Origin of the sequence: Streptomyces sp. UH6 (assembly GCF_013421635.1) — a bacterium.
GTDB classification, from domain to species: Bacteria; Actinomycetota; Actinomycetes; order Streptomycetales; family Streptomycetaceae; genus Streptomyces; species Streptomyces abyssomicinicus.
The window spans coordinates 1-1,900 of record NZ_JACADT010001058.1; the positions used below are offsets into that span (position 1 = coordinate 1).

Genomic DNA, 1,900 nt, shown 5'->3' on the forward strand with positions numbered 1-1,900 from the left:
GGCCCACACCGGCCGGCCCCGTACGAGCGCGGTGCGCACCGCGCTCGTACGGGGCCCGGCGTCATTCCCCGGGCTGCTGGAGATCCGCGGGCAGGCCGAGGTGGCGGTGGAGCTCCGCCCGGCCGAGCGGGGTGAGGGCCACGGCGCGCGTGGTGCCGATGCGTCTGATCCAGTCCGCGTCGAACGCGTGGCGGCACAGGGCGGCACCCACGGCCCCCGCCAGATGAGGCTTGCGCTCGGTCCAGTCCAGGCACGACCGCACCGACGGCCGGCGCGATCCGGCCGGGACGGTGACGCCGAGATCCTCCAGCCAGGCCGCCCCGGCGTCGGTGAGCCCCAGCCCGTGCTCGAGGCCCAGCAGGTTCCGCCCGACCATGGCGTCCGTGACGGCGACTCCGAGACCTCCCGCGAGATGGTCGTAGCAGGTGCGCGCGTGCGCGAGAGCGGTGCGGCGACCCGCGGCCGAGAGGGAGCGGGACGACGCCTCCCGGTCGGGCGCCATCGCCGCGAGGCTCTCCACCAGCTCGGCGACGTGCGGGCCGGCCAGACGCAGATAGCGGTGGCGGCCCTGCCGGACCTCGACCAGGAGCTTGCCGCGCACGAGCGCGTGCAGGTGCTCGGTCGCGGTCGAGGGAGCCACACCCGCGTGGCGCGCCAGCTCCGCCGCCGTCCACGCCCGGCCGTCGAGCAGGGCCAGGCAGAAGCCGGCCCGTGTGCCGTTGCCCAGGAGCCTGGCGACCGCGGCCAGGTCGGGGCCTGCGTCAGGTGCGCGCCACGTGTCCATGAAGGCCATTGTCACCCCCGGATCCTTCGGTCCGCGCCGAAGGGTCCGGACCCTACGCTGCCCGCATGACCACAGCACCTCCCCGCCATCCGTCCGCGGAATCAGCCGTCACCCATGTGGAGATCACGCCCAGCATCCTGTACTTCGGTACGCCCGTGGTGCTTCTGTCGACGGAGAACCCGGACGGGTCCTGCAACCTCGCCCCGATCTCCTCCGCGTGGGCGCTGGGGCGGACGGTCGTCATGGGAGTGGGCGTCGACTCCCGGACGGCGGGCAATCTCGGCAGCCTTCCACGCCGCACTCGACCAGGGAGCCCCGGAGTTCCTCGCCACCGTGCCGGGCGGACGGCAGGGCGGAGGTCGCCGAGGCCCTGCACCTGCCCCTTACTGCGCTCGCCGATCTCCCCCTGCGCGTCGTCTCCACCGGCCTGCGCTATCTCGTCGTGCCGGTGGTGTCGGGTCTCGCCGACGCGAGGATCGTCCGCGGCGATTTCGCCCAGCTCCTCGAACGGTACGGCGCGCAGTTCGCGTACGTGCTCGACGTCCGGGCCCTGGAGGGCCGGCACTGGAACAACGACGGTGTCCTCGAGGACGTCGCCACCGGCAGCGCGGCCGGCTGCGTCGGCGCGTACCTGGCCCGGCACCGCGTCGTGGCCGTGGGGGAGGAGTTCGCGCTGCGGCAGGGGCGCTTCACCGGCCGTCCGAGCCGGCTCGCCGTCCGGCCGCAGGGAAGCCCCGACGCCCTGCACACCATCCGCGTCGGCGGCGACGTGACCATGGTGGCCCGGGGAACCCTGGACACCCTGCCCGAGTGAGGACCACCCCCCATGCGCAGCTTCCCCCTCCACACGGCCGACCGCATCCGTGCCGCCGTCCCGGCAACCGGACGCGCGGCCTGGCCCGAGGGCGGCGGGTTCGTCGCGCTCTTCGACGCGCAGACCGGCGCCGTCACCGCGGTGCTGGAGGACGAGCACCATCTCTCCGACCTCCGCACGGCCGCCGCGGGAGCCGTCTGTGCGCGTGCCCTGTCCCGCCCGGACGCGACCCGCGCGACCGTCCTCGGCACCGGCAGACAGGCCGAGCTCCAGGCCCGCGCCCTCACCCTGGTACGTCCGGT

2 protein-coding genes and 2 pseudogenes are annotated in these 1,900 nt (G+C 74.8%); 3 read left to right on the forward strand and 1 reads right to left on the reverse strand.

Annotated elements, in window-relative coordinates:
- Window positions 1–61: 61 nt before the first annotated feature.
- Complete coding sequence (locus tag HW445_RS29150; RefSeq protein WP_374939715.1) at window positions 62–793, reverse strand: ArsR/SmtB family transcription factor; 732 nt, start codon at window positions 791–793, stop codon at window positions 62–64.
- A gap of 56 nt (window positions 794–849) precedes the next feature.
- Here HW445_RS29150 and HW445_RS33865 point away from each other — a divergent pair.
- From HW445_RS33865 to HW445_RS29160, 3 genes and pseudogenes are all read left to right on the forward strand, one after another.
- A pseudogene (locus tag HW445_RS33865) lies at window positions 850–1,077 on the forward strand (flavin reductase family protein); the annotation flags it as partial.
- Window positions 1,002–1,598: a PhzF family phenazine biosynthesis protein gene (locus HW445_RS29155; protein WP_308800120.1), complete on the forward strand. Its 597-nt coding sequence runs from the start codon at window positions 1,002–1,004 to the stop codon at window positions 1,596–1,598. The pseudogene HW445_RS33865 and the gene HW445_RS29155, both read left to right, overlap by 76 nt.
- A gap of 12 nt (window positions 1,599–1,610) precedes the next feature.
- Window positions 1,611–1,900, forward strand: a pseudogene (locus HW445_RS29160) (hypothetical protein); the annotation flags it as partial.